At 65.0% G+C, this 23487-nt stretch carries 17 protein-coding genes; 5 read left to right on the top strand and 12 right to left on the bottom strand.

Translation table 11 applies throughout. The features are described 5' to 3' along the window. Positions 1–40 precede the first annotated feature (40 nt). From EVC45_RS22440 to aldA, 3 genes are all read right to left on the bottom strand, one after another. Positions 41–1258 (bottom strand): mandelate racemase/muconate lactonizing enzyme family protein, encoded by a 1218-nt coding sequence (locus EVC45_RS22440; RefSeq protein ID WP_129960431.1) that lies wholly within the window; start codon positions 1256–1258, stop codon positions 41–43. Then, positions 1259–2590 carry a nitrate/nitrite transporter gene (locus EVC45_RS22445; RefSeq protein WP_129960432.1) on the bottom strand — a complete coding sequence of 444 codons (1332 nt, stop codon included), beginning with the start codon at positions 2588–2590 and terminating at the stop codon, positions 1259–1261. A 110-nt stretch (positions 2591–2700) separates the two neighbouring features. After that, positions 2701–4125 carry an aldehyde dehydrogenase gene (gene aldA, locus EVC45_RS22450; RefSeq protein WP_129960433.1) on the bottom strand — a complete coding sequence of 475 codons (1425 nt, stop codon included), beginning with the start codon at positions 4123–4125 and terminating at the stop codon, positions 2701–2703. Between the two features lie 226 nt (positions 4126–4351). On the opposite strand from aldA, the gene EVC45_RS22455 reads away from it, so the two are divergent. Next, complete coding sequence (locus EVC45_RS22455) at positions 4352–5521, top strand: porin (RefSeq protein WP_129960434.1); 1170 nt, start codon at positions 4352–4354, stop codon at positions 5519–5521. 49 nt (positions 5522–5570) lie between these two features. On the opposite strand, the gene EVC45_RS22460 is transcribed toward EVC45_RS22455, so the two are convergent. The 6 genes from EVC45_RS22460 to nirB form a co-directional block, all read right to left on the bottom strand. Further along, positions 5571–5936 carry a helix-turn-helix transcriptional regulator gene (locus EVC45_RS22460; protein ID WP_129960435.1) on the bottom strand — a complete coding sequence of 122 codons (366 nt, stop codon included), beginning with the start codon at positions 5934–5936 and terminating at the stop codon, positions 5571–5573. Continuing rightward, positions 5920–6381: an SRPBCC family protein gene (locus tag EVC45_RS22465; protein ID WP_129960436.1), complete on the bottom strand. Its 462-nt coding sequence runs from the start codon at positions 6379–6381 to the stop codon at positions 5920–5922. The genes EVC45_RS22460 and EVC45_RS22465 overlap by 17 nt, the downstream gene beginning before the upstream one ends. Positions 6382–6499: 118 nt before the next feature. After that, positions 6500–7867, bottom strand: coding sequence for an MFS transporter (locus EVC45_RS22470; protein ID WP_129960437.1), 1368 nt, complete (start codon positions 7865–7867; stop codon positions 6500–6502). A gap of 203 nt (positions 7868–8070) precedes the next feature. Continuing rightward, positions 8071–12255 carry a bifunctional nitrate reductase/sulfite reductase flavoprotein subunit alpha gene (locus tag EVC45_RS22475; RefSeq protein WP_129960438.1) on the bottom strand — a complete coding sequence of 1395 codons (4185 nt, stop codon included), beginning with the start codon at positions 12253–12255 and terminating at the stop codon, positions 8071–8073. Positions 12256–12304: 49 nt separating this feature from the next. Beyond that, positions 12305–12670, bottom strand: a complete 366-nt coding sequence (gene nirD, locus EVC45_RS22480) for a nitrite reductase small subunit NirD (protein WP_129960439.1) — start codon at positions 12668–12670, stop codon at positions 12305–12307. 39 nt (positions 12671–12709) lie between these two features. After that, positions 12710–15250, bottom strand: a complete 2541-nt coding sequence (gene nirB / locus EVC45_RS22485) for a nitrite reductase large subunit NirB (protein WP_129960440.1) — start codon at positions 15248–15250, stop codon at positions 12710–12712. Positions 15251–15846: 596 nt separating this feature from the next. Here nirB and cobA point away from each other — a divergent pair. After that, positions 15847–16647, top strand: a complete 801-nt coding sequence (cobA, locus tag EVC45_RS22490; protein ID WP_129960441.1) for a uroporphyrinogen-III C-methyltransferase — start codon at positions 15847–15849, stop codon at positions 16645–16647. A gap of 95 nt (positions 16648–16742) precedes the next feature. Here cobA and EVC45_RS22495 read toward each other — a convergent pair whose 3' ends face one another. Continuing rightward, positions 16743–17624, bottom strand: coding sequence for an MOSC domain-containing protein (locus EVC45_RS22495; RefSeq protein ID WP_129960442.1), 882 nt, complete (start codon positions 17622–17624; stop codon positions 16743–16745). A 262-nt stretch (positions 17625–17886) separates the two neighbouring features. On the opposite strand from EVC45_RS22495, the gene EVC45_RS22500 reads away from it, so the two are divergent. Beyond that, positions 17887–18291 carry a heme-binding protein gene (locus tag EVC45_RS22500; protein WP_129960443.1) on the top strand — a complete coding sequence of 135 codons (405 nt, stop codon included), beginning with the start codon at positions 17887–17889 and terminating at the stop codon, positions 18289–18291. A gap of 81 nt (positions 18292–18372) precedes the next feature. Next, positions 18373–20547, top strand: coding sequence for a malate synthase G (locus tag EVC45_RS22505; protein WP_129960444.1), 2175 nt, complete (start codon positions 18373–18375; stop codon positions 20545–20547). A 71-nt stretch (positions 20548–20618) separates the two neighbouring features. On the opposite strand, the gene galU is transcribed toward EVC45_RS22505, so the two are convergent. Together galU and EVC45_RS45695 are read right to left on the bottom strand one after the other, a co-directional pair. Next, the gene (galU, locus tag EVC45_RS22510) at positions 20619–21536 is read right to left on the bottom strand and encodes a UTP--glucose-1-phosphate uridylyltransferase GalU (protein WP_129960445.1); all 918 of its coding nucleotides are present in this window, start codon (positions 21534–21536) and stop codon (positions 20619–20621) included. 284 nt (positions 21537–21820) lie between these two features. Then, positions 21821–21964: a hypothetical protein gene (locus EVC45_RS45695; protein WP_008921966.1), complete on the bottom strand. Its 144-nt coding sequence runs from the start codon at positions 21962–21964 to the stop codon at positions 21821–21823. Positions 21965–22223: 259 nt separating this feature from the next. Here EVC45_RS45695 and EVC45_RS22515 point away from each other — a divergent pair, with 259 nt between their 5' ends. Then, on the top strand, positions 22224–23471 hold the full coding sequence (locus EVC45_RS22515) for an acyltransferase (RefSeq protein WP_129960446.1): 1248 nt from the start codon (positions 22224–22226) through the stop codon (positions 23469–23471). The last annotated feature ends 16 nt before the right edge of the window (positions 23472–23487 follow it).

Genomic DNA, 23487 nt, shown 5'->3' on the forward strand with positions numbered 1-23487 from the left:
CGCCTGACGGCGCTCAATCGTTTGAAAACCCGCTGGTGCTTTAGCCCCTGGCCGGCGCGAGATCCTTGACGTCGGCCGGTTGCGCGGCCATTTGCAGATGCAGACGCTCGCCGGTGTACGGCGTGTGCTGTCTCACCACGTCCATGTTCAGCTCGACACCGAGCCCCGGCTCGCGCGACGGAATGATGTAGCCGTCTTCCCATTGAATCGGCCTGTTCAGCACGGACGCATGAAAACCGTCCCACGTACCGATGCTTTCCTGAATCAGGAAGTTCGGCGTGCAGGCCGCGAGCTGGATGCTGGCCGCCGCGCCGATCGGCCCGTTGTACAGATGCGGCGCGATCTGCGCGTAGTAGACCTCGGCGAGCGCGGCCACTTTCTTCGCTTCGAGCAGACCGCCGACGCGCGCGACGTTCAGTTGCAGGATCGACGCGGCGCCCGCTTCGAGCAACTTGAAGAATTCGTACTTGGTGGTCAGGCGCTCGCCGGCCGCGATCGGAATGCTCGTGTGCCGCGCGACCTGCGCCATCGCGCCTTCCTGGCCCGGCGGCACCGGTTCCTCGAACCACAGCGGATCGTATTTTTCGAGCCGCTTCGCGAGCCGGATCGCGGACGACGGCACCATCTGCCCATGCGTGCCGAACAGCAGATCGGCCTTGCTGCCGACCGCTTCGCGCACGCGCCGGCAGAACGTCTCGCAGCGATCGAGCACTTCCAGCGACAACTGATGCCCCGAATACGCGGTGTACGGTCCCGCCGGATCGAACTTCACCGCGGTGAAGCCGAGCTTCACGTTTTGCGCCGCGCATTCGGCGGCCAGATCGGGATCGTCGTAGTCGTATTCGCCGCGGGCATTGATCGGATACAGATACGTGTACGAACGCAGACGATGGTTCACGATGCCGCCGAGCAGCTCGTAGACCGGCTTGCCCGCCGCCTTGCCGATGATGTCCCAGCACGCCATTTCGAGGCCGCTGACGACGCCCATCATCGTCAGATCGGGGCGCTGCGTGAAGCCGCTCGAATACGCTTCGCGCCACAGCCGCTCGATATGATGCGGATCGCGCTCGAGCAGATAGCGGCTGAATACGTCCTCGATGATGTGGACCATCGCCTTCGGATGGAACGTCGCCGAATAGATTTCGCCGACGCCTTCGATACCGCAGTCCGTTTTCAGCCTGACGAAGATCCAGTACATGCCGCCGATATGCGGCGGCGGCACGGCGACGATATGCGTTTCAAGCGAGACGACTTTCATTTACGCAACCTCTTTTCGTTTGAGCATGTTTCTCAGCGCGAGCCCGGCGAACCCGCCGAGCGCCGCCATCGCGGCCACATAGCCGAAGTACAGCTGGTAGCCGAAGACCCCGGGGTACGTCTGCGTCAGATAACCGTTGATCAGCGGCAGGAACACGTCCGGCGAGTAGCCGAGCACCGAGATCAGGCCGATCGCGAGCCCCATCGTCGCGGCCGGGATATTGCAGCGATCGAGTAGCGACCAGTACAGGCCGCGAATCGCGTAAGTCAGGATGCCGATGAACAGCACCAGAAACACCAGCAGCACATGACTCGAAATGCGCGGCGCGGCCATCAGAGCGACAAGCGACAGCGCGGCGAGAAACAGCGCGATCACGAGCACCGATACCTTCGAATAGCGGTCGCCGAGAAAGCCGCCGCCGATGCCGCCGATCGGGCGCATCCACAGCTTCAGCGTCGTGATCGTGCCGGCCATCACCACCGTCAGGCCCACCTCGCCTTCGTGCAGATAAGCGGAGAAGCTGTAGGTCGCCCAGAACACCTGATAGCCGCAGAACACGATCGCGGCGACGAGCCACAGTTCGGGAATCTTCGCGAGTGTCGCGAGATCGACGAGGACGTTGCCGCGGCGCGCTTGAGCGGCTGCCGCGCGATCGCTCGCGGCGTCCCGAGCGCCCTGCGGGTCCTTGACGAGCGCGAGCAGCACGCCGAGCGCGATGCACAGAAACGCGTACAGGTAGACCACCATCCTGAAGCCGACCGCGACCGGCTCGCCGCGAGTCTGCGTGACCCATGCGAACAGCGTGATCGCAATGGTTGCGAGCATCGCCTCGATCAGACCGCGCCCGCCGTCGAGCAGGCCGAAAAAGCGACCCTGCTCTTCGGCGCCCGCGATCATGTTGACGCGCTTGATCACGGCGGCCCAGAACGTCAGACCGGTCGATAGCCCCCAGCCGCCGAAGATCAGCATCAGCGTATTGAACGACGGCGCGGTCGAATACCAGAGCCCGAGCAGGCCCGTCGCGACCAGTGAGAAGCAGATCAGCAGACGCGGGGCGACGCGGTCGGCCAGCCAGCCGCTCGGCAGGTAACTGAGCAGAAAGATCGTGCCGAGCGACGAATACAGATAGCCGAGCTGGCTGTCGGTGATATGGAACACCTCGAGCATCGTCGGCTGATAGACCTGCCGCAGATAGAGGATCGGATAGATCGCGCCGGCCGCGATCACGAGCAGCGCGAGTTGCAGATAGTGCCGGCCGTTGCTGGCTTGCGCGGCGGCGCAGGCGTCGTTCAACGGAAGCGACGCGGCGGTTCGAACGGGCTGGGATGACACGTGAGCGCTCCTTGGAGACGCACTGCCGGTCCGTTGGACCGCCGGGTCTCCATCATGTTGTTATGGACCTGCTGGATGGGATCGCGCGGCGAGAGCCGCCGCGCGCGACTTCAGTACTTCATGACCACGAGACGGGTTTGGGTGAATTCGAGCATGCCGTGCTTGCCGTCGTCGCCGCCGAGGCCGGAACGCTTCCAGCCCGCGTGAAAGCCCTGATACGGATCGGCCGGGGTGCGATTCACGTACAGCTCGCCCGCCTCGATGCCGTTCGCGACCTTCATCGCGGCGCGATAGTTCTCGGTGTACAGCACCGACGACAAGCCGAATTGATGGTCGTTGGCCATCTCGAGCGCTTCGTCGAGCGTGCGATATTTGACGACCGGCATGATCGGCCCGAACGTCTCTTCCTGGATGATTTCCATGTCCTGACGGCAGTTCGCGAGCAGCGTGGCCGGATAGAAAAAACCGTCGCCGGCCGGCACTTTGCCGCCCGTCTCCAGCGTGGCGCCCGCGGCGAGCGCACGCTCGACCATCGCGTGAATCGACGTACGCGACGCCTCGTTGACGAGCGGCCCCATCAACGAAGGCTGCTTGCTGCGATCGCCGAACTCGACCGCGCTCATGTGCCTTTTCAGCAGCGCGACGAACCGGTCGTGCACGCTTTCCTGCACATACACGCGTTCGATCGCGGTGCACAGCTGGCCGCAATGCGTGGTCTTCGACGCAACGAGTTCGCGCGCGGCCTTGTCGAGATCGGCGTCGGCTTCGATGATCGCGGGCGTCTTGCCGCCGAGTTCGAGCGACGGCTTCGCGATGTTCGCCTTGCAGTAGTCGAGCACCTTGCGGCCCGCGTCGACGCTGCCCGTCAGCGTGATCATGCCGACCTTCGGATGCGTGCAGAACGCTTCGGCGCTCGCATGGTTCATCGCCAGAACGTTGACGACGCCTGCCGGCAGTCCGGCTTTTTCGACAGCCTTCGCGATTTCGAATGCGCTGCCCGGCGTGTTGTTGCTCGGCCGCACCACCACGGTGTTGCCCACGATCAGCGCGGGCGCAACCTTGCGCATGAACGTATAGACCGGGTAATTGAACGGAATCAGACACGCGACCACACCGATCGGCTCGCGATGCAGCACGAGGTTCTCGTCGGCCGCATCGCTCGGAATCACTTCCCCTTCGATGCGCCGCGCCCACTCCGCGTGGTAGCGCGTGATCTGGCCGGCGTAGATCGCTTCGTTCGTCGCGTCGGCGACGCTCTTGCCCGACTCGAGCGCGAGTGCCGCGCCGATGGCCGGCGCGCACTGGTCGAGCGCATCGGCGAGCTTGTGCAGATAGCCCGCGCGTTCGATGGCGGGCAGCTTGCGCCACGCCTTTTGCGCGAGCGCCGCGGCGTCGACGGCGGCCAGCGCCTCGGCTTCGGTCGCGCCGCTCACGTGCGCGATCACGGCGCCGGTGGCCGGATTGCGCACGGCGATCTGCTCGGCGCTGGCCGGCTCGATGAAGCGGCCGTTAGCAAAGTTGCGGTCGAGTCGCATGGTCGTCTCCTGAATGCGTAACGCGGGAGCCACATCTGCTGCGGCCATCGCGGGGATGCCAAAGTTGCATGAACGGAATTTTTCTCCGCGCCCCGGATCGTGACAAGCGAGTAATTCACGGGACAAACATGCGAAAAAGTCACGTTTATCCAGGGATCAGCCTTATACGCGAGCTCCATCTCGAATTGCAGAATTCGGGCTTTTCGCCAACACGCTGGAGCATCGAATGAAAAGAAATCGCCTCGCCGCCGCCGCAGCAGTCACCACGTTCACCGCGCTCGTCGCGCTCACGACGCCTCGCGCCTTCGCGCAAAGCAGCGTGACGCTCTACGGCGTGCTCGACGAGGGCATCAACTACACGAACAACGCGGGGGGCGGCGCGGTCTGGGAAATGGCGAGCGGCTATGCGCAGGGCAGCCGCTGGGGGGTGAAGGGATCGGAAGATCTGGGGGGCGGCACCAAGGCGGTGTTCCAGCTCGAAAACGGCTTCGACGTCAGCTCGGGCCGGCTCGGCCAGGGCGGCCGCATGTTCGGCCGCCAGGCGTTCGTGGGCCTGTCCAGCAACACCTACGGCACGCTGACGCTTGGCCGTCAATACGATTCGGTCGTCGACTACCTCGCGCAGACCACGGCCAACGGTAACTGGGCCGGTTACCTTTTCGCGCATCCGTACGACAACGACAACACCGACAACTCGTTTCGCCTCGACAATAGCGTCAAATACGCGAGCCCGAACCTCGCCGGCCTGCAATTCGGCGGCGTCTACAGCTTCAGCAACGACACGAACTTCGCGAACAACCGCGCCTACAGCTTTGGCGGCCAGTATCAGAACGGCGGCTTGCTGATCGCGGCGGCCTATCTGCAGGCGAACAATCCGGGTGCGGGGTCGGTCGGCGCGATCACCGCGAACGACGCGAGCTTTATCGCGGGACGCATGCGCGTTTTCGGCGGCGGCATCAATTACACGTTCGGCCCGGCGACCGCCGGTTTCGCGTATACCAACTCGAACTACAAGAACCCGACCGGTAACGGCTATATCGGCCTGCCGCTTGCGGCGCCCGGCGTGCGGCTCGATACGCTCAAGTATCAGAACTTCGAAATCAACGGCAAATACCAGCTCACGCCGGCATTCTTCGTCGGCGCGCAGTACGTGTACACGATCATGAACTACGACGCGTCGTCAGGCGGCGTGACGCCGAAGATTCACTCGGCCGGACTGATGGCGGACTACAACCTGAGTACCCGCACCGACGTGTATGTGCAAGGCGAGTATCAGCGCGTGACCGGCCCTTCGACGCAGTCGATTCTCGACAACGCGTTCATTCCGGGCACCCAGGCCCCGTCGTCGACGGGTACGCAGGTCGCCGTGCGCGTCGCGTTGCGGCATAAGTTCTGATCAAGCCTGCGTTCGTGATCGGCGCGGCGTCGCTCGAACGCCGCGCCGCCTATTCTTCGACCATCGCCTTCAGCTTCAGCAACGCCTGATCCCACTGCTGTGAGATCGCTTCGAGCGCATGGCGTGCCGCGTCGAGATGCGTGGGCTCGAACGCCCACAGGCGCTCGCGGCCCACTCTCACGTCGTGTACGAGGCCCGCGTCGGCCAGCACCTGCAGATGCTGCGTGACCGACTGGCGTGTGATGTCGGTGCCGGCCGTCAGTTGCGCGATCGACATCGCGCTACCCGCGCACAACGCCGCGACGAGGCGCAGGCGCGTTTCGTCGCCGAGCGCCGCGAACACCGCCGCCGAACTGCGCAGTGTCGCGGCCTTGAGGCGCACCTTCGCGGAGCCGGCCTTAACTCGCGCCGACATATCGTTCGATGTTGGCCATCTGCTGCTCCCAGCCGCCGTCGTTGAGCCGGAACGCCTGCTCGCGACGCTCGACCGGCAACCGGTCGAAGCCCGATTCGACCACGCGCAGCAGCGTGCCGGATTCAACCTCGGCCAGATCGAATTCCACCAGCGTGGTCGGCTCCGGCGTGTAATCGATCGTGATGTCGATCGCGGCCGGATGCCAGCGCCACGACAGATGATGCTCGGGCTCGACACGCTCGACGAACACGTTCATCAGCAGATGCTCATAGCCCGGATACGTGATGTGCCCCTGCGTGGATTGCCCCGCGACGAACTGCTTGCCGACGAGGTTCACGCCGAACCATTTGCCGAATTCCTCGGCGTTGGACAGCGCGCGCCAGACGCGCGAGCGCGGCGCCTTCAACAGAATCTGCTTTTCGATGCGGTCGGTCGATGAGTTCATATGCAGCCTCCTGACTGCATATTAGAAGCATCACCCCCGATATGCAAGCATTCGACTGCGCTTTTGCCGGACCATGAATCGGGCGGCGTCGGAACGATCGGGCGCCGCCCGCCCTGCCTCACTCCGTCGCATGCGTGTGCATGACGCCGGTCTGCATCGACCACGCCATCCACGGCCGGCGCAGCGCGACGATTGCGAGGAACGCGCACGCGGCCAGGGTGCCGAACGTCGCGAAGCCCATCTGATAGCTGCCGGTGCTTTCCTTCGCGATACCCATCACCACCGGCAGATAGAAGCCGCCGATCCCGCCCGCCGCGCCCACGATCCCCGACATCAGACCGGTGCGGCCTGCCCAGCGATGCGGCACCAGCTGGAAAGTCGCGCCATTGCCGAGACCGAACGCGACGTACATGCACAGCAGCAATGCGATGCCGCCGGCGAACGATGGCATCGCCGAGGCGAACAGGAAGTCGCACACCGCGATGATCGCGAGCAGCACGGTCAGCGCGCGTACGCCCGACACGCGGTCGGCGATCAGGCCGCCGAGCGGGCGCACCATCGCGCCGGTGGCGGCGAGCAGCGCCATGAACAGACCCGCGTCGATCTTCGACAGCTGATACAGATTGGTGAGCAGCAGCGACACATACGAGGACATGCCGACGAAACCGCCGAACGTGATGCTATAGACGAGCATGATCACCCACGTATCGCGCTCCGCGAGCACCGAGCGATAGCGCTTGGGCAGTACCGCGATCGCGAGCAGCGCGCCGATCACCGGCAGCAGCAGCACGCCGGTCTTGCCCGCGCCGAACAGCCCCGCTTCGACGAGCAGCACGAGCACGATCAGACCGACCAGCGTCGTCGCGAAACTGCCGAAGGCGCGCAGCACGCTGCCGGTTTTGACGCCCGCGTCGTTGGCCCAGAAGTACAGCGTGATCGCGGCGATCGCGAGCAGCGGCAACGCGCCGCCCGCGGCGAATTGCCAGCCGTAGCGCGTCGCCAGTTGCGGGAACAGGAAGCCGTCGAGCACCGCGCCGATGTTGCCGGCCGCGGCCAGTCCCAGCACAAGCCCCTGCACCTTCGGCGGATAGTTGCTGCCGGCCATCGGCAGCGCGACCGCGAAGCTGGCGCCGCCGACGCCGAGGAACACGCCGAGCACCAGCAGCGTTTCGTACGACGGCACCGACTGCAGCAACGGCAGCACGATCGTCGGCACCGCCGACAGCAGCACGCCCATCAACGCAATGCGTTTGCCGTGCGCGGACTGATACAGATTACCGAGCGTCACGCGCAGAATCGCCGCGGACAACACCGGCACCGCGACGAGCAGGCCCTGCTGCGCGGGCGTCATCGCGATGCTCTTGCTGATGAACGGCGCGAGCGGCCCATACAGCACCCACACGGTGAAGCCCGTGTCGAAATATAGAAAGCAGGCGGCCAGTGCGCGCCAATCGCCGCTTCGCAGAGAGTGCATCACGTTCTTCATCAGATATCCTCAGTAAATAAATTGCCTGGTGATCCGGTTGCCGCGTTGCTTGTCTTTTGCACCGGCATGTCGCCCAGAGTTTTCATCGGGGTTATACATGCAAGCGTCATGCCATACTGGCGTCTGCTTTGAGGCTTTTTTAAAGGCCTTTTTCGAATCGCGTCGGCACTCTCGCCGCTCGCGATCCGCATGAACCGACCTGCTCAATACACGTCGCGTGCATAGCGCTTTTCGCGCGTCAGACGGCTCACGTATTCGAGTGCTTTGTCTTCGCTCATGCCGCCGTGCGTCGCGATCACGTCCTTCAGCGCCGCATCGACATCGCGCGCCATCCGGTTCGCGTCGCCGCATACATAGAAATGCGCACCGTCTTCGAGCCATGCCCACAGTTGCGCACCGTGTTCGCGCATGCGGTCCTGCACATAGATCTTGTCGGCCTGGTCGCGCGAGAACGCGACATCGAGTCGGGACAGCAGACCGTTTGCGTGCATCGCTTCCAGTTCGTCGCGATAGTAGAAGTCGGTCGCGGCATGTTGTTCGCCGAAGAACAGCCAGTTGCGTCCGCGCTCGCCACGTGCTTGCCGTTCGTACAGAAAGCCGCGAAAGGGTGCGATGCCCGTGCCGGGTCCGACCATGATCATTGGCGTGTCCGAATGATGAGGAGGACGAAAGTGCGCGGACTTCTGCACGAACACGGGCACGTCCATGTCGCCTGCGCGATCCGCGAGAAACGTCGACGACACGCCCTTGCGGTGCCGCCGCCCATTGGTGTAACGCACCGCCGATACCGTCAGATGCACCTCGCCCGGATGCGCCTTCGGGCTCGACGCGATCGAATACAGACGCGGCTGCAGGCGCTTCAGCATGCCGGTCAGCTCGGCGGCATTGAGGCTCACCGGGAACTCGTGCAATACGTCGGCGAGCTGCTGCCCCCACAGCCATTGCTTCAGATCCGCCTTGCGTTCGGGCGCGAGCAGATCGCCCAGCGCGCCGTTGCCGCTGCGCGCGGCGACGAACGCCAGCGCTTCGGCGCTCGGCCGCGCGATCTCGTAGTGCTTGCCGAGCGCATCGGCGAGCCGCATGTCGCCGATACCCGCGACGTGCACCGGTGCCTCCGCGTGCAATCCGCTCAGCGTGATCAGTTCGTCGACCAGTTCGGGGCAGTTGCTCGGCCACACGCCGAGCGCGTCGCCCGCTTCGTATTCGAGGTTCGTTTCGCCCGTTTGCAGCGACACGTAGCGCGTATCCTTCGCGGCGCCCTGCCGGTTCAGGCGCAGATTGCCGACGACGCGCGACGCGGCCGGCCGCGCCTTGGTCGGCACCGCGCCCACCACCGCGTTGATCATGCCGCCCGGCGGCACCGCATGCAGCGCGGCATCCGCCTGCTTGATGCAGACGATCACGCGTTCGAGCCATGCGTCGGCGCTTTGCTGATATTCGCTGTCGCAGTCGACCCGTTCGGTCAGACGCAGCGCGCCTTGCGCGGCGAGCCGCTCGTCGAGACGGCGGCCGTGACCGCAGAACTGATCGTAGTTGCGATCGCCGAGCGCTAGCACCGCGAAACGCACGCCGTCGAGGCGCGGCGCATTGGCGGCGTTCAGATGTGTCCAGAAGTCCTGCGCGTTGTCGGGCGCATCGCCGTCGCCGAACGTGCTGGTCATCAGCAGCACGTATTGCGCTTTCGCGAGCGCCGCGAACGAATAGTCGGCCATGCACGCGGTACGGATCTCGAAGCCCGATTCCATCAGGCGCGTCGCGTAACGCTCGGTCAGCGACTCGGTGTTGCCGGTTTGCGAGGCCCACAACAGCGTGACCTTCGGACGCGCGCGCACGATGCGCACGCCCGATTCGCGTGCCTCCTGTTGCGCGGCTTCCGACGGCAACGCGGCGGCTGACGACTGCGCCGCCGTCGTGCTGCGGCTATACAGCCCCGCGAGCAGACCATCGACATAGAGCCGCCTCGCCGCATCGAACGGCGCGCTGTGCGGCAGCACCGGCACGTTGTCGAGGCCTTGCGCTTCGGCCGAGCGCAGGCCGCTGACGAACCCCGCCAGATACGCGCGCTCCGCATCGCTGAGCGACGGCATGGGCACGGGCTCGGGCGGCAATTGCAGCAAAGTCGTGAGGGCTTCGATACGAGGCATGGGTCGATCCTTGGCGCTGGGCGTTAAAACCGCTGCGTCGGCGGGGGTAGAGAGCGCGTCGTCGTCATTGCGCGTGTCCGCGACATGGCTGGTCCTCACCGGACTCAGCGCGACCGCGCAGACTTTCAGTTCGGGCTGCAGTGAAACCGGATCGACCGCGTCGTTGGTCACCGCGTTGATGCAGAGATCGTCGCCGAACACGTCGTTCCAGTGCATCGGCGCAAAGCATTGGCCGGCGCTCACACGATCGGTGACGACGGCGGGCAGCACCGCGCGGCCGCGCCGCGAACGGATCTCGACCGCGTCTTTCGCGCGAATGCCGAGCTCGGCCGCGTCGTCCGGATGAATCTCGACGAAGGGTCCCGGGTTCAGCTTGTTCAGCATCGCGACCTTGCCGGTCTTGGTCATCGTGTGCCATTGATGCTGCACGCGGCCCGTGTTCAACACGATCGGAAACTCGCGATCGGGCAACTCGGCCGCGGGCTGATACGCGCGCGCGAAAAACTTCGCCTTGCCGCTCGCCGTCGGGAAAGCAATGCGCGGACGGCTGCCGTCTTCAGACTCCCTGAACGTCTGGCTTACGCCGTCATTCAGATAACGAAGCGGATTGCGGTCCGCCGCATCGGCCGACGCGATCGGCCATTGCAGCGGCGAGTCCTTCAAGCGGCGATGGCTCGCGCCGCGCAGGTCGTAGCCGGTCGCAGGGTTTGCCGCACGCGTGAGTTCGGCGAACACTTCGTCGGCGCTCGCATAGCTGAACGCATCGGCATAGCCCATTTCACACGCGATGCGCGCGATGATCTGCCAGTCGGGCAACGCCGCGCCGGGCGGCTCGATGGCCTGCTGCGCGAGCGTCAGATTGCGCTCCGAGTTGACCATCACGCCGTCGGCTTCCGCCCACAGCGCGGCGGGCAGCAGCACGTCGGCGTAGCGGTTGGTTTCGGTATCGAGGAACGCGTCCTGCGCGATCACGAGTTCGGCCGCGCGCAAACCGGCGATCGCGGTCTGCCGGTTCGGCACGGTCGCGACCGGATTCGTGCAGATGATCCAGCACGCCTTGATGTCGCCCGCGGCCATCCGGGCGAACAGGTCGATCGTGCCGGTGCCCGCGTCCGCTTTGAGCGTGCCCGGTGCGATGCCCCACAGTGCTTCGACGAAAGCGCGCTCTTCAGCAACCAGCGCCGAACGCTGACCCGGCAGACCCGGGCCCATATAGCCCATTTCGCGGCCGCCCATCGCGTTCGGCTGGCCGGTCAGCGAGAACGGTCCACTGCCGCGCCGGCAGATGCGGCCCGTCGCCAGATGCAGATTGCACAGCGCATTGGTGTGCCACGTGCCGTGCGTGCTCTGGTTCAGGCCCATCGTCCAGCAGCTCATCCAGTCTTTGGCCGACGCGATCATCTGCGCGGCGCGGCGGATGTCGTCGGCGGCGAGGCCCGTGATGCGCGCGACGTGCTCCGGCGTGTACTCGGCGAGAAACGCGGGCATCGCGTCCCAGCCTTCGGTGTGCTCGGCGATGAACGCTGCATCCGTTGCGCCGTTTTCGTGCAGCAGATGCAGCAGACCGTTCAGCAGCGCGAGGTCGGTGCCGGGTTTGATCTGCAGGAACAGATCGGCTTTCTCGGCGGTCGTGTTGCGACGCGGATCGACGACGATCAGCTTCGCGCCCGCTTTCACGCGATCCATCATGCGCAGGAACAGGATCGGATGACAGTCGGCCATATTCGCGCCGCTGACGAAAAACAGGTCGGCGTGATCGAAGTCTTCGTACGAGCCGGGCGGACCGTCCGCGCCGAGCGACAGCTTGTAGCCGCTCGCCGCGCTCGCCATGCACAGGCGCGAGTTGGCTTCGATATTGTTCGTGCCGATAAAGCCCTTCGCGAGCTTGTTGACCAGATACTGCGCTTCGAGCGACATCTGCCCAGACACGTAAAACGACATTGCATCGGGACCATGCTCGTCGATCACACGCCGCAGACGCGTCGCGGTATCGCTCAACGCCTGCGCCATCGGCAGCGGCACCGGGTCTTCGTCGCGCGCATGACGCACGAACGCGCCTTCGAGACGCCCCGACCTGCGCAGCGCGACGTGGGCCAACTGCCCTTTGGTGCAGAGCCGGCCGAAGTTGGCGGGATGCTCCTTGTCGCCGGCGATCTTCACGACCTGGCCGTCCTCGACGTGCAGCACCATGCCGCAGCCGACGCCGCAATACGGACACACGCTTTTTACGCTGGTAGCAGACATGCGCGAATGATCTGGTTGGAAATCGGAACGATGGAGAAAACCCGCTACGTCAAACCGCGACCCACACCTGGCCGTTTTCGACGCGCGTGGCAAACGCGCTGACCGAATACGACGGCGTTTCAAGGCATTCGCCGGTGCGCAGATCGAAGTGATGCTTGTAGATCGGCGACGCGACCACGATGCGCTCGCCGAGACTGCCGACGAGTCCGCGCGACAGCACCGCCGCGTGCGAACCCGGATCGAAGTTTTCGATCGCGTAGACCGTGGGCGCGGCCGGCGACTCCACTTCGCCTCCGTCCACATGAAACACGGCCACCTGTTCGCCGTTCACGAGCGCGCAAACGCCGGTGTTCGGCACGATGTCGTCGATTGCGCAGATCGCGGTCCAGGCGCGGGGCAAGCGTTCGTTCTTCATGACTGGGCTCCTTTGAGTTAAGCGGAAAAACGGATGAGGTCAAACCGTCTCGACGACGATGGGAATTTCGATGCGCTGCACCTGCCGCTCAGCGGGCGTGGCGGGCCGGATCTGCCCGCGCTCCTCGACGAACGCGACGTTGGTGTCGGACTCGCCGCTGTTGACGAAATGGCGGAAGCGCTTGCGCGTTTCGGGATCGGTGACGGCCTTCTTCCATTCGCACTCGTAGGTGTCGACCACGTGCCGCATCTCCACTTCGAGTTCGGTGGCCACGCCGAGGCGATCGTTGACGACCACGTCGATCAGATAGTCGAGGCCGCCTTCGAGGTTGTCGCGCCACACGCTGGTGCGTTGCAGCCGGTCGGCGGTGCGCACGTAGAACATCAGGAAGCGGTCGATGTAGCGCACCAGCGTTTCCTTATCGAGGTCCGCGGCGAGCAGTTCCGCGTGACGCGGCTTCATGCCGCCGTTGCCGCACACGTACAGATTCCAGCCCTTCTCGGTCGCGATCACGCCGACGTCCTTGCCCTGCGCTTCCGCGCATTCGCGGGTGCAGCCCGACACGCCGAACTTGATCTTGTGCGGCGTGCGCAGCCCCTTGTAGCGATTCTCGAGTTCGACCGCGAGGCCGACCGAATCGCCGACGCCATAGCGGCACCACGTCGAGCCGACGCACGACTTCACGGTGCGCAGCGATTTGCCGTACGCGTGGCCCGATTCGAAGCCGGCCGCGATCAGCTCTTCCCAGATCGACGGCAACTGTTCGACGCGCGCGCCGAACAGATCGACCCGCTGACCGCCGGTGATCTTCGTATAGAGGCCGTATTTCTTCGCGACCTGCGCGACCGCGATCAGACCGTCGGGCGTCACTTCGCCGCCCGGCATGCGCGGCACCACCGAATAGGTGCCGTCGCGCTGGATGTTGGCGAGGTAGTAGTCGTTGGTGTCCTGCAGCGACGCGTGCTCCTTCTTCAGCACGAATTCGTTCCAGCACGACGCGAGAATGCTCGCGACCGCCGGCTTGCAGATATCGCAACCGAGCCCGCGGCCATGCTTCGCGAGCAGCGCACCGAAACTGCGCAGCCCCTCGACGCGCACGAGGTGATACAACTCCTGGCGCGAATACGGGAAGTGCTCGCAGACGTGGTTGTTCACCGCGAGGCCCTGCTTCTTCATCTCGGCCTTCATCACCTGGGTGACGAGCGGCACGCAGCCGCCGCACGAGGTGCCCGCGCCGGTCGCGCCCTTCAAGGCGCCGATGTCGGTCGCGCCCGCGCACACGGCCGCGCATAGCTCGCCCTTCGACACGTTGTTGCACGAGCAAATCTGCGCGGCCGCGGGCAATGCCTCGACGCCGAGCGCCGGTTTCGCGCTGCCGTCCGCTTGCGGCAGGATCAGGAATTCGGGCGACGCGGGCAGTTCGATGCGGTTCAGCATCATCTGCAGCAGCGTGCCGTATTCGCTCGCGTCGCCGACCATCACGCCGCCGAGCAGATACTTGCCGCAATCGGACACGACGAGCTTCTTGTAGATCTGTTTGCGTTCGTCGCTGAACTGGTAGGTGCGGCTGCCCGGCGTATTGCCGTGCGCGTCGCCGATGCTGGCGACGTCGACGCCCATCAGCTTCAGCTTGGTGCTCATGTCGGCGCCCGCGAATTCGGCCGCGTCGCCACGCAACTGCTTCGCGACCACGCGCGCCATGTCGTAGCCGGGCGCGACGAGCCCGAACACCTGACCCTGCCACAGCGCGCATTCGCCGATCGCATAGATGTGCGCATCGCTGGTGCGGCACGCGTCGTCGATGGCGATGCCGCCGCGCGCGCCGAGTTCGAGGCCGCATGCGCGCGCCAGATCGTCGCGCGGACGGATGCCCGCGGAGAACACGATCATGTCGGTGTCGAGATGGCTGCCGTCGGCGAACTGCATGCGGTGCGTGCCCGCTTCGCCGTCGACGATCGCCGTGGTGTTCTTCTGCGTATGCACCGTGACGCCGAGTTCTTCGATCCGGCCGCGCAACACGCGGCCGCCGCCGTCGTCGACCTGCACGGCCATCAGGCGCGGCGCGAATTCGACCACGTGGGTTTGCAGCCCCATGTCGCGCAGCGCCTTCGCGCATTCGAGACCGAGCAGCCCGCCGCCGACGACCGTGCCGGTTTTCGAGCGAGCGCCGCATTCGCGCATCGCTTCGAGATCGTCGATGGTTCGGTAGACGAAGCAATCGCCGCGCTCACGTCCCGGCACCGGCGGCACGAACGGATAGGAGCCGGTCGCGAACACGAGGCGGTCGTACGGCAGCGTTTCGCCGCTCGCGAGCGTCACCGTGCGCGCGTCGCGATCGACCGCGACGGCCCGCGCGTTCAGCTTCAGATGCACGCCATGGCGCTCGAAGAAGCCGGGCTCGACGAGCGACAGGTCATCGGCGGTCTTGCCCGCGAAGAACTCGGACAGATGCACGCGATCGTAGGCCGGTCGCGATTCTTCGCCCAGCACCGTGATGTCGAGATCGTGCGCGGCCTGCTGTGCGAGGCATTCGACCAGTTTGTGGCCGACCATCCCGTGACCGATAACGATGATTTTCATGAGCGCGCTGTCCTCTGGTGTCCGGCGAAAGCGGTTGCGGAAATAAAAACGGCGTCCCGCGAATCCAGCCGAGGGCTGAATCCGGGGGACGCCGTTGTCCTGTTCGGTGCTGCGGGGCGCGTGCAGTCGTGCCGCATGCGCGACGAACCTTCGTTGGTCCGATGGCTACGCTTATTGCAAAGGCCGTGCCAATCTGGATTAATGCGCCGGAAAGCGCGACGTGGCGGGGATTTGCGGCGCATCGCACCGCTTCGGACCGGCGCCCGCGCGCGACGCGTTTTGAGGCGGCAAGGCACACGGATGGTGCGACGCAGCACTGCGGACGTGCGAAACGAAGGCGCACGCCCGTGCGATCGTCAGTATGTTTTCCGCGTCAATCGCAGCGTCTGACAACGACTTGCGCGCCTTCAGCCGATCGATGGCGCGGTCCTTGCATTGATGGTCCGCAACGTCATCGCGGCAACGTCGTCGCGATGTACAGAATCCATCAGACAACAGGCAATGCAACGGACAACGGCGTCCCCTCGTGAGCTTCACGAGCGGACGCCGTTTTCGTTGCGAGCCACGGAAAGCCAACCGCGCACAAGGATATGAACATGAACACCACCACCGGCAAGGTCACGCTGCTGAGCGCGGGCCCAGGCGACCTGGACCTGCTGACCCTGAAGGCCGTCAAGGCGCTCGCGGCCGCCGACGTCGTGCTGCTCGACGACCTCGCGAACCCCGACATCGTGACGCTCGCGCCGCAGGCGCGCGTGATTCGCGTCGGCAAACGCGGCGGCTGCCGCTCGACGCCGCAGGCGTTCATCGAGCGTCTGATGCGGCGTTATGCGCTGAAGGGGCTGCACGTAGTGCGCGTCAAAGGCGGCGAAGCGCTGCTGTTCGGCCGCGCGGGCGAGGAGCTCGCGGTGCTGCGCGACGCGGGTCTCGCGGTCGAGATCGTCAACGGCATCTCGTCGGGCTTCGCGGCCGCGGCGGGCCTCGGCATGTCGCTCACGCACCGGCGCCATTGCCACGGCGTGAGCTTCGTCACCGCGCACACCGAAGATCACGGCGAACCGGACTGGGCCGCGCTCGCCGCGACGCGCACGACGCTCGCGATCTATATGGGCATGCGGCGCATCGACGGCATTGCCGCCGCGTTGCTCGCGCACCTGCCGGCCGAAACGCCGGCCGCGGTCGTGCAATGGGCCGGCGGCAGCGACGAGCGGCGCCTGTTGACGCGGCTCGACCGGCTCGCGGCCGATGCGCTCGGCGCGGGCTTCGGCAGTCCGGCTGTGATTCTGGTGGGCGATGCGGTCGGCGAGAGCGCCGAAGCGCCGTGCTGGGAGCGTGAGGGCCGTGGCGAACGAGGTGGGGATACGCTGCCCGCGTCGGCGATTGCGCGGGCGGCCTGACCGCAGATAGAAGCGGAGGGCGGGCGGAACACGAGCTTGCCTGCCCGCTTCACGAAAGCATTATCGAGGCGGGTCTCGCCCGCCTTCCATCCAGTTCAATCGCCGAAGCCGAGCTCCGCGTCGACCTGCTGCCCGACCCGCAGCCACGCCCCCGCCCCGCTTGCGACCAGCGCGTTGTTGCCGAACGTGACCGCGCCGTGGAAGCGTTCGCTGACGCGATAACCGAGCATCGTGTCGGTCGGCTCGTTCGGCCAGGCGGGATCGGGCGCGCCGCGCGCCTGGTCGATGGTGGGCATCGGGCAGCGCGAGCACAGCTTGACCAGACGCAACTCGACGCGCGCGCTCGCGTCTGCAGCCGCATCGACGGCGAGCGTCTCGACATAATCCTCTTCATAGGCATCGAGGCCGCTGAGCACAATGTTGGGCCGAAAGCGATCGATTCCGATCGACGGTGCGCCTTTACCGTTCAGGCGCGCGTTCAGATCGTCGAGCGAGGCCTGGCCGATCACCAGCAGCGGAAAGCCATCGGCAAAAAAGGTCGTGGCGCCCCCGATGCTGTCCGTATAGTCCGGGTCGACGACGCGTTCGCGCTCGGGATCGAAGCGCAGCAGGCGCGCGGGCAAACCGAGAAACTCCGTGAACCAGGCTGCCGTTTCTGCGCCGGTGTCGAGCCCGTAAGCCGCGTCGCGCCACACCGCGGTATCGACCCTGGGCGCCGCGGCGAGCCGCGCGGCATCGAGCGGCGTGCGCAACTCACGCATGCCCGGCGCGCTGACGATCAGATCGTCGTCGCCAAGCTCGACCTTGATCAGCGCCATGCGCGGATGCGCGCGCTGCGTGAACATCGTGCCCTGAGCATCGATGACCATCCAGTTGCGGTCGTATTCGAGGCCCGTCGCCAGCAGGCGCGCCTCATCGAGCGAAATGCCCGCGCAGGATTTGATCGGATAGACGAACAGCTCGCTGATGGTCGGCATGGTCTGAGGTTTCGTGGAGAGCGCGATTTCGAGGTTAAGACGCGATTGTAGAACGCTGCGCGTGCAGCAGTGCGGGTCGACCAGGGAAGCTGCCGTTCCGCGCGGGGGCGCCGGGAAGTAGAATCTTCGGATCAGACCGGCGCGGGAGCGCGGCGCGCGGCTTGCGGCGCAGTTGCGACACGCGCGCCCCGGCGCCGCATCCACCCGTTACAGAAAGAAGCGGTAGAAGCCATCTTCCCATCACCGAGACAGGAAAATCATTATGCTGAGCAAACCCGTTTTGAGCGTCGCCGAGACGACCCGGATTCTCGATGCCGCCCGCGCGGAAGCCGAGAAGAACAAGTGGCCGGTCGCGATCGTCGTTTCGGACGACGGCGGCCATCCGCTCGCGGTGCTGCGTCTGGACGGCGCGGCGCCGTCCACCTCGTATATCGCGACCGAGAAAGCGCGCACCGCGGCGCTCGGCCGGCGCGAGACCAAGGTCTATGAAGACATGATCAACAACGGCCGCACCGCGTTCCTCAGCGCGCCGCTGCAGGGCACGCTCGAAGGCGGCGTGCCGGTGATCGTCGACGGCCACGTGGTCGGCGCGGTCGGCGTGTCGGGCGTCAAGTCCGAGCAGGATGCGCAGATCGCGAAGGCCGGCATTCACGCGCTCGGCGTTTGAAGCGCCGAACGCCAAAGCAATCCCGTGGCTCAACGCGGACCGATGCCCCCCTCGTCGGTCCCATAACAGATGGAGCAGTCGATGACTCAGATGAACCCGCGCGGCGGACTGCAGGTCGCCGCCAACCTTGACCAGTTCGTTGAAACCGAGGCCCTGCCCGGCACCGGAATCGACAGCGCCGCCTTCTGGTCGGGTTTCGACGCCCTCGTGCACGAGCTGGCGCCCAAGAATCGTGCGTTGCTCGCCGAGCGCGACCGGCTGCAAAGCGAACTCGACAACTGGCATCGGGCCAATCCCGGCCCGGTGCGGGATGTACGCGCGTATCGCGCGTTTCTCGAAGGCATCGGCTACATCGTGCCGGTGCCCGCCAGCGTCCAGGCCACCACCGACCAGGTGGACAGCGAAATCTCCGGGCAGGCCGGCCCGCAGCTCGTCGTGCCGCTGTCGAACGAGCGCTACGCGCTGAATGCCGCGAACGCGCGCTGGGGCAGCCTGTACGACGCGCTGTACGGCACCGACGCGATTCCCGAAACCGATGGCGCCGAAAAACAGAAGGGCTTCAACCCGGTGCGCGGCGCCGCGGTGATCGCCTATGCGCGCAAGTTCCTCGATCAGGCCGCGCCGCTCGCGAACGGCTCGCATGCCGACGCAACGCGCTACAGCGTCGAGAACGGCCAGCTCGTCGTCGCGCTGAAGAGCGGCACGACTGCGCTGAAGACACCCGCGCAATTCGCCGGCTATCAGGGCGAAGCGAGCGCGCCGTCGGCGGTGCTGATCAAGCACAACGGCCTGCACGTCGAGATCCAGATCGATGCGAACGATTCGATCGGCAAGACCGATGCGGCCCACGTGAAGGATGTGGTGGTCGAAGCGGCGGTCAGCACGATCATCGACTGTGAGGACTCGGTCGCGGCCGTCGACGCCGACGACAAGGTGCAGCTCTATCGCAACTGGCTCGGCCTGATGAACGGCGACCTCACCGAACAGGTCACGAAGAACGGCAAGACCTTCACGCGCCGGCTCAACGCGGATCGCGAGTACACCGGCGCCGACGGCAAGTCGCAGGTCAAGCTGCATGGCCGCTCGCTGCTGTTCATCCGCAACGTCGGCCATCTGATGACGAATCCGGCCGTGCTGACGAAAGACGGCCACGAGATTCCCGAGGGCATTCTCGACGCGGTGATCACGACGCTGTGCGCGCTGCGCGACCGTCAGAACAAGCTCAATTCGCGCACCGGTTCGATCTACATCGTGAAGCCGAAGATGCACGGGCCGGCCGAAGTCGCGTTCGCGAGCGAGCTGTTCGCGCGCGTCGAAGACCTGCTGAAGCTGCCGCGCAACACGATCAAGATGGGCATCATGGACGAGGAGCGCCGCACCAGCGTGAACCTGCTCGCCTGTATCGCCGAAGCATCGGCGCGCGTCGCGTTCATCAACACCGGCTTCCTCGATCGCACCGGCGACGAGATGCACTCGGCGATGCAAGCAGGCCCGATGATGCGCAAGGGCGACATGAAGTCGAGCAAGTGGATCACGTCGTACGAGCGCAGCAACGTGCTGGTCGGTTTGAGCGCGGGCCTGCGCGGCCGCTCGCAGATCGGCAAGGGCATGTGGGCGATGCCCGATCTGATGCACGCGATGCTCGAGCAGAAGATCGGCCATCCGAAGGCTGGCGCGAACACCGCGTGGGTGCCCTCGCCTACCGCGGCGACGCTGCACGCGCTGCACTATCACCAGGTCGACGTGCAGGCGGTCCAGCAGGAGCTCGAACGCACGGACTACGCGAAGGTGTACGACGAACTGCTCGACGGCCTGCTGACGATTCCGGTCGTCGAAAAGGCGCAATGGAGCGACGAGGAAATCCGCGCCGAGGTCGACAACAACGCGCAGGGCATTCTCGGCTACGTGGTGCGCTGGATCGACCAGGGCGTCGGCTGCTCGAAGGTGCCGGACATTCACAACGTCGGCCTGATGGAAGACCGCGCGACGCTGCGGATTTCGAGCCAGCACATCGCGAACTGGCTGTATCACGGCGTGATCAAACGCGAGCTCGTCGAGGAGACGTTCAAGCGCATGGCCAAGGTCGTGGACGGGCAGAACGCGGGGGACCCGCTCTACCAGCCGATGGCGCCGGGCTTCGACTCGATCGCGTTCAAGGCGGCGCAGGCACTCGTGTTCGAGGGCCGTGAGCAGCCGAGCGGTTATACCGAGCCGCTGCTGCACAAGTTCCGGCTCGAGGTGAAGAAGCAGGGTTGAAGCCGTCCTGCTGAAACGACCACGGGCGCCGCGTAATGCGGCGCCCGTTTTTCTTTGAGGGCCTGGTAAGCTTAAGCGGCTTCGGCCGTCAATTGCGCCGCTTCGCCGCCTTGCGCTTCGTTCCGCATATACGCCTGCAGATACGCCTCGAATTCAGCCTTGACCTCCGGATGGCGCAGCGCGAATTCGACGGTCGCCTTCAGATAGCCGAGCTTGCTGCCGCAATCGAAGCGCGTGCCGAAGTAGCGGTACGCGAGCACCTGCTCTTCGGTCAGCAGCGACTGCACCGCGTCGGTCAGTTGCAGCTCGCCGCCCGCGCCCGGATTCAGCGCGCGGATATGCTTGAAGATCGTCGGCATCAGCACGTAGCGGCCCACCACGCCGAGGTTCGACGGCGCCTGGTCCGGCGCCGGCTTCTCGACGATGCCCGACAGCTTGATCACGTTGTCTTCCCACTCGCGGCCATCGACGACGCCGTACGAGCGGCTGTCCTCGCGCGCGATGGTTTCGACGCCGATCACCGAGCTGTGATAGTGGTTGAACGTATCGACGAGCTGGCTCATCACCGGCTTCGTGCTATGCAGCAGGTCGTCCGCCAGAATCACCGCGAACGGGCTGCCGCCGACCAGTTTCTCGGCGCACAGCACCGCATGGCCGAGACCGAGCGCTTCGGCCTGGCGCACGTAGAAGCAGTCGACGTTGGCCGGCTTGATGCTGCGCACGAGATCGAGCAGCTTCTGCTTGTTGCGCGCTTCGAGCTCGGACTCGATCTCATAGGATTTGTCGAAGTGATCTTCGATCGCGCGCTTGCTGCGGCCCGTCACGAAGATCATCTCGGTGATGCCGGCGGCGATCGCTTCTTCGACTGCGTACTGGATCAGCGGCTTGTCGACGATCGGCAGCATTTCCTTCGGACTTGCTTTGGTAGCCGGCAGGAATCGTGTCCCGAGGCCCGCTACGGGAAACACGGCTTTGGTGACTTTCAGCATGGTAGGCATTCCCACATCGGTTAGAAGTTGGTGTGTTCGCGGACCTGGCGGCCAATCGATGTCGGCGCAAGAGTAGCAGAAGAAACTGCAAGGTTCACGGAAGCGTTTTATCTTCGATTTAATTCGGATAATTCGTCCATTAATCGCAATTCGCTATTGCGAAAATTTGACGCAATTATTACGTGCATATTGCCTGACGGTGATCAAGCAGATCCGAAAGTCTTACCTTTCGGACGGCCACCGGCATCCCATCTGGCGATCCGGCGACCGGTTCGGGCAGCGCGTCATTCCTGTTCGTCGACCGGCGGCAGCTTGCCCGGGTTCATACGGTAACGCCGGATCGGCTCGTTGCGCAGAGCATCGCGGTAGGCGGAGGCGGCCACCAGGATCAGCAGGACGGCCACGCCGGCCAGTAAATGCAGGTTCATGACTTCACCTCGGGTCAGATAATCCTTGCTTTAAATTAGCACGACAAAAGCGATAAATAATTCGACGCTACAAACGTCGACGCGCAATTACAATTGGTCACAAAATCGATGCCGAATTCAATCTGAAATGCAATTTTTTATTCATTTTTCAGGTTTTCGGTGCTCTAGCATGGATGCGTCGCGGGTGCGCAAGGCGCCCGGTCGACGGGCTGTTCCGCCTCAATCTTTCCTCTTTTTCCGCTTCAGATAAGGACCGCCTATGAGCGACCCAGCACTGGATGCCGCCGGCTCATCCCTGCCCCTCTCGCCGCTGCCGCGCCGGGAGAAAAACCCGGCCGCGGCGCACGCGCGCAGCGATAGCGCGGGCAAGGAGCACGTGATCGATGCGATGCGCGGCTTCGCCGCCCTGCTCGTCGCGTATTTCCATTGCCGCCAGATCGTGTGGGTCGGCATGCAGGCGTTTCATCAGAGCGTCGGACATGCGCTGAGCCTGAATACGCTCGCCGCGTATCTGACGTTTCCGATCGCGTGGGGCTCGGCCGGTGTGCCGCTGTTCTTCGTGATCAGCGGCTACTGCATTCATCGCGGCGGCGCGCTGCGGCTCGCGGGCAACCCGGCTTACCGGCTCGATGCGGGCAACTTCTGGCTGCGCCGCTTCGCGCGCATCTATCCGGTGCTGCTCGCGGCGCTCGTGCTGACCTTCGCGCTCGATTCGTTGAGCCTGCAATTGCCGCCCGTCAGCCACAAGATTCGCGACATCGGTCTGCAGGCGTTTCTGGTCAACCTGTTTTCGCTGCAGGGCGTGGCCGGCAAAACGTATGGCTCGAACGGCGCCTTGTGGACGCTGTCGCTCGAAGTGCAGTTCTATGCGATCTATCCGCTGCTGTTCGCGCTACGGCGGCGCATCGGCATGAACGCGGTGCTTGCGCTCGTCGCGGCGATCAACCTTGCGTCGGCGTACGCGCTGGAGCGCCACGATCTGCAGTTCTTCACGTCGTACTGGTTCTCCTGGACGCTCGGCGCGTGGATCGCCGATGCCAATGCGCGCAGCGCGCGCGAGACGCGCGCGCCCGCCGCCCTGTACCTGCTCGCGGCGGCCTTGATCGCGGCAGGCTGCGTCGCGTTTCATTTCGGCCAGTACGGCGCATTCCAGATCTGGGCGCTCGGCTTCGCATGCTATCTGTACAAGGCGCTCGATGCGCGCCCTGACCCGCAATGCGACGCGTCCGGCGTGCTCGCGCCGCTTCGCGCGGCGTCACAGGCGCTGTCGCGCCTGTTGTCCCGCTTCGGTGACTTCAGCTTCTCGCTATATCTGATCCATCTGCCGATCTTCGTGCTGCTGTCGTCGTGGCTGTTCCGCTCGTCGCTGCAAATGTCGATCTGGCCGTCGTTCGGCTATATGCTGATCGCCGTGCCGGCCGCCTACGTGTTCTATCGGCTGGTCGAGCTGCCGGCGATGAACTGGTCGGCGAGCCTCAAGCCCAAATCCGCTCGCGCAGCGCGATAAAAAAAACGGAGCGAAG

The sequence above is a fragment of the Paraburkholderia sp. UYCP14C genome (assembly GCF_004197395.1).
Taxonomy (GTDB): Bacteria; Pseudomonadota; Gammaproteobacteria; order Burkholderiales; family Burkholderiaceae; genus Paraburkholderia.